Origin of the sequence: uncultured Maricaulis sp. (genome assembly GCF_905480005.1) — a bacterium.
In the GTDB taxonomy this organism is placed as follows: domain Bacteria; phylum Pseudomonadota; class Alphaproteobacteria; order Caulobacterales; family Maricaulaceae; genus Maricaulis.
In genome coordinates, this window is the sequence record NZ_CAJQOO010000028.1 from 1 (window position 1) to 4,823 (window position 4,823).

At 63.0% G+C, this 4,823-nt stretch carries 6 protein-coding genes; 1 reads left to right on the forward strand and 5 read right to left on the reverse strand.

Annotation, left to right across the window (positions count from 1 at the left end; translation table 11 throughout):
* The 4 genes from QZ266_RS03940 to QZ266_RS03955 form a co-directional block, all read right to left on the reverse strand.
* A partial coding sequence (locus QZ266_RS03940) for a LysR family transcriptional regulator (RefSeq protein ID WP_295691826.1) occupies window positions 1-517 on the reverse strand: 517 nt, incomplete at its 3' end.
* Between the two features lie 109 nt (window positions 518-626).
* Entirely contained in the window at window positions 627-1,688 is a 1,062-nt protein-coding gene (locus QZ266_RS03945) for an ankyrin repeat domain-containing protein (protein ID WP_295691828.1), read from the reverse strand.
* Window positions 1,689-1,755: 67 nt separating this feature from the next.
* Window positions 1,756-2,871, reverse strand: a complete 1,116-nt coding sequence (locus QZ266_RS03950) for a glutathione S-transferase family protein (RefSeq protein WP_295691830.1) — start codon at window positions 2,869-2,871, stop codon at window positions 1,756-1,758.
* Between the two features lie 72 nt (window positions 2,872-2,943).
* Complete coding sequence (locus tag QZ266_RS03955) at window positions 2,944-3,168, reverse strand: hypothetical protein (protein WP_295691831.1); 225 nt, start codon at window positions 3,166-3,168, stop codon at window positions 2,944-2,946.
* 626 nt (window positions 3,169-3,794) lie between these two features.
* Between QZ266_RS03955 and QZ266_RS03960 the strand changes: the two genes are divergently transcribed.
* On the forward strand, window positions 3,795-3,944 hold the full coding sequence (locus QZ266_RS03960; RefSeq protein ID WP_295691832.1) for a hypothetical protein: 150 nt from the start codon (window positions 3,795-3,797) through the stop codon (window positions 3,942-3,944).
* A 500-nt stretch (window positions 3,945-4,444) separates the two neighbouring features.
* On the opposite strand, the gene QZ266_RS03965 is transcribed toward QZ266_RS03960, so the two are convergent.
* Window positions 4,445-4,823: hypothetical protein (locus QZ266_RS03965; protein WP_295691833.1), on the reverse strand; the 379-nt coding region annotated here is incomplete at its 5' end.

Here is a 4,823-nt window from a genome sequence, read left to right on the forward strand (position 1 = left end):
CGAGATAGTCCGGCGAGGCCACGGCAGTCATGCAGGCCGCAGCCAGGCGTTTGGCGATCAGCGCGCTGTCGGGAAGATTTCCGATCCGCACCCCGACATCGAAGCCCTCATTGACGAGATCGACCATGCGGTCGGCGAAGGAGAGGCGAACCTCCACCCCCGGCCATTCATTCATGAACCGGGTGACGATCGGCAGAAGCCGCCGGGCGCCAAAGTCGACCGGTGCCGCGACGCGCAGCACCCCGGCCGGGGCTGATCGTGCATCGGCAACGCCCTGTTCCAGTCCGTCATACTCATCGAGCCACGGCCGGACCCGGTCGAGCAAGGCCTCGCCGGCATCGGTGAGACGCACGGACCGGGTTGTCCGTTCAAACAGGCGAGCCTGCAAACGTTGCTCGAGCGCCGTGATCTGCTTGGACGCCGCACCGGGCGTCATCGCCTCGCGTTCAGCCGCCTTGGTGAAACTCTCCAGCTCAGCGACCGAGCAGAAAAGGCGAAGGGCATCAATCCGGTCCATTTATTCCCCAATAGAAAGAGACGCGCTCGTTTCCGCTCATTTATCGCAAAATCCGCGTCATTCATATGGGGAGTCAAACCGATTTCGCCAGCCCTTCCTTGCGACCGTCTCAATCCGTGACCCGCGGGCCGAGCCGTTCCGCGACCTCGGGCCAGTCCAGCATTTCCGCGACGGCGTGAAAGTCCGGCGTGCCGTCCGGGCGGATATCGGGATCGGCACCGGCGTCCAGGAGCGCCAGGACTGCGTCACGCTGGCCCTCAAAGGCTGCCCAGTAAAGCGGTGTCGCGCCGGTGACGCCCTGCATGTCGAGATTCGCGCCGGCCTCGGCCAGGCGCCTGATGACATCCACATGGCCCGCTATCGCCGCCACATGTGTCGCTGTCAGCGCCATTCCGTTTTCCCCGGCGGCATGATCAATGTCAGCACCGGCCCCGATCAGGCGGTCGACGGCCGCGCCATGGCCTTCACGCGCAGCCTCGAACAATGCCGTGAAGCCAATCTGGTCGGTGGCTTGGATATCAACGCCGGCCTGCAACAAGGCATCCACCCCGGATTCATGCCCGACCCGCGCGGCCGCATGCAGGAGCGGCCGGCCAGCCCAATCCCTGAGCGCGACCGGGTCAGCCAGGGCGAGCAAGGCGGCGAAAGTCTCACGCTCATTGGCCAGCAGGGCCGCTTCCAGCGCCGCATGCGCGACTGGGCGTTCCGGACGTTGCGAGGTCGCATCCAGCGCGAGGGCCAGAACGTCCTGATGACCGCGCCGGATCGCGATCTCGGCCACGGTGCCGTGGCCGACCTGCTCCGCACTGGCGCCAGCCTGGAACAGTTCCGCAACAACAGCAGCGTGGCCATAATAGGCTGCCCAGTTGATGGCCGGGTCGCCCATCGCGTCGGCGATATCAACCTGCGCACCCGCCTCCAGCAATACGCGCACGAGCGCCGGATCGGGATTGGACGCCGCCAACATCAGGGCGGTCGCCTCCAGCCCCTCGTCGGCGCGCGCATCCGGATCCGCGCCAGCCTCGAGGCTGGCGGCCAGCGCAGCCGCATCACCTGCCTGCAGAGCAGCCTGCATGTCAGAGGGTATCTCCGCATCGGCGGTGGCCATGGTGACCAGTCCGGTGCAGGCAATGAATAGGCTCGCCCGGATCCGGGCAAAAAGTGTGCGCATGTTGTCCTCCCGTGCCGGCGGCAAGGTTAGACCGCGTGCCAGGGCGGCGCGCCCAACAATTTTGTGATCAGTCCGCGAGCGCGAGCTTGTAATTGCGCCGCTGAAGGCGAACCGGGAGCTGGAAATCAATCAGGTCTGCTGCGCCGATGCTGCGCAGCATTTCATCGACAGACTGCCGGGCATCACCGGCGAGACCATCGCGATAATCCGTGACCCGCTGGAGCATCCAGAGCGCATAGGGAATGATCGCCCGGTCTGTCGTCACGACCGTGTCCTCATGCCCGATAACCACCTTGTGGAAGCCTAGTATACGCGGCACTTCGGACCCGGGCGCCTGATCCTTTGCCCAGGTCGCAAGCGCCTCGCTGGTCGCCTTCAGGACCGGCCAATGCTGCGCAGCAAAACGCTGCAGCAATTCTTGCACACCATCCGGAATTTCGTCGCCTGGCAGGAAGTCTCCGGCGAGACAATGCTGCGGCGCGTGCGTGTATTCCGCCCAGTTTGCCACGCGCGGCGCCAGGCGCCGCATCAGCTCGCCGGATTTGGGATCGCGCAGCAAATGCGCATAGAGCGGACCCAGCAATCCATAGTCGGCGATGGACGGGCGGCTGCCAAACAGGAAGGGCTGGTCGGCCAGGTGCGCGTCAAAGACGGCGAGGAAATCCTCGTAGGCCGCCTCAACGGCCGCCACGCTGTCAGGGTTCACACCAAGCCCGCCAACAGAGCCGGAGAAGAATCCGACCGCTTTCTCGGCGGCCGCATACTGCTCCTCGGGAGAGAGATGGGGATGACTGGTCGCGCCGAATTCCTGTTGCGCGAAGTCGCGATTATAGGCCCAGCGATAGTGCATGGCGGGAATGACCAGCCACTCATCACCAAACAGTTCCAGGATCAGGGATGCCAGGTGCTGCCGTGGCCCGTCGGGATAGACCGAGGGGCCCGCCTCGCGGGCCTCGACATGATCAATGATCTCGGTGGTATCCTGCAGCGTCTCGCCCAGCTCGCTGCCATCCTGGTGGATGACGACGGGAATGACCGGCCAGCCAACCCGCGGCAGGATATCGGCCTTGTAGACGTCGCGCGTCGACAGACGTTCGGTGAAGGGGATATTTTTCCAGCGCAGATATCCGCGCACCTTGCCGGTATATAGCGATACCGGGGCTCCGATCAGGATATAGGTCACAACGCTCTCCTCGTTGCGGCCAAGCCTAACGGGGTTCGCAGCGGCGGAAAGCGTGAATTTGCGGCGTGACGATCAGCGCCGTGTGCTGAAAATCTCGCGTGCCTTGACGACAGTCCCGGCCTCGTGTCGCGCGACCACACGATCGACATTCTCGGCGGCCGTATCGAAAGCCGTCCAGGCAGACCATCCCAGGACGCCCGTCATCAGAACTGCCGCTGCCCAGCAGACAAGCGCGATGGACCGGGCGTGGCCCGTCCAGTCCAGCGTCTGCCAGCGATGTGCTCCGGTCGGGAACATGCGGTCACTCATCTTGCGCGGCGGGCCCATTGGCCCTCAGCGCGCATTCTGGCGATGAACGGCGTTAACGCAGCTCATATTTGATTAACATCTTGTTCAGTATTCGCGCCAGACGTGTTTTATCGGGAATCTCAACGCCTTATCCCACTGGTTGTACCAGCGGGCGAATACAATATTCGCCTTTCAGGCGAATTTCGCGAATTCTGGCTGATCCGTCTGAAGGAAAGCGCGGGCCGGGCCCGGCAACAGGGTGCCCAAACGCACCAACCGCCCGTCCCTTACCTGGCAAGAGGTGAGGAAGCGGGCGGCCGTGTTGCGTCCAGGTCGGGCTTTGACACCTCTCCCTTCCGCGTCCCCTTTCTTTCGATCGGGGCAGCACCGCTGTGAGGCAGCGCTGGCATCTTGGCGTCCTGGTCCCCTTCCTTGCGGTCGGTTCAGTCCCTCCGGTTCGGTGAGCCCTCCGCGCCGGTCCTTGCAGACCCTTGCCTTGGAACCTGACCTGAAATCCGGGCCCTTGCGGACCTGTCTTCCCTGCCTGCCCGTGTGAACCGGTTCTTGCGAACCTGCTCCTCCGAGCCACCTCTCCGGCGATCCCTGGTCCTTTCGGACCACTTTGGACGCTGTCGATGATTGAAGTAGAGCAGGCCGGAGCCGGCGCCGCAACGCACGGAAAATGCGATTTCGTGGACAAGTCGGCGGACTTGGTGGAAAACTTTCCACTTTCCGTGGAAAAGCTGGTGAAAACTTTCAACAGCCTGTTTTCACGCCCTGATTAGCCCAGGTGCGGGTCAGATAAAACCGGCGAGAACAGTGCCGCGCCGGTGTCTTGCAGTTTCGGGACAAGGGTCCGGCGCGCCACGTGGACCGCCATGGAAAGGATGGAGCGCCCTCACCCCCACCTCGTCCGTCATCCCCCGGCTTGTCCGGAGGACCTCACCCAACCGCTCGACGGCCGTGACGAGGTCCCCCGGATGTCCGCTTCGCGGTCACCGGGGGATGACGGTGGATGGTGTACGGCCGAGTCACCTGGATATCAGCTTTGACCCGGGCGCCGCGCGCAGGGTGATCGATAAATCGCTTGTCAGCCAGCAGGCCGTATCCGCTTCTTCAGCTCAAGGGTGAAACCGCGAAGCGGCGCGTACGCGCCCTTGACCTGAAGAAGCGGATACGGCGGTCTCTCGGCAAGCGGTTTATGGTGGGGTTTGCGGCGGGCGCGCGGACCTGGAGGGGAACTAGTGAAAAGCGGTAAATGTCCCCATTCGTTCTTTTCCCAACCCTACAATTTCATTCGGAATGATCGACATGCCGCCTGAAAAGCCATCCCCTGTGAGGGGATCAGCTTTACCCATGTGAGGCCTTCTCGCGTCCAAACATCGCCAATGTTTCGGTCCAACCCGCGGATCGCATCAGCGTCGAGCGCGCGCATTGAGCGAATTGCCGCTTGTACATTCGCCGAGCTCAATCTCACCACTTCGAGATCGTCGATGATCGTGTGGGCGACATTTCCTCGAGCGACACAATCGTACACGCCATCAAGAAGGCCGCGAGCGCGCTTTCCGGTATCAAGCGTGAGCCCCAATTGAACGCAGTCGCCTCGGAAAACGAACTCCTCAACCCGCGCATCATGCAGGATGCTCAGTTCGAATTGTTGATCA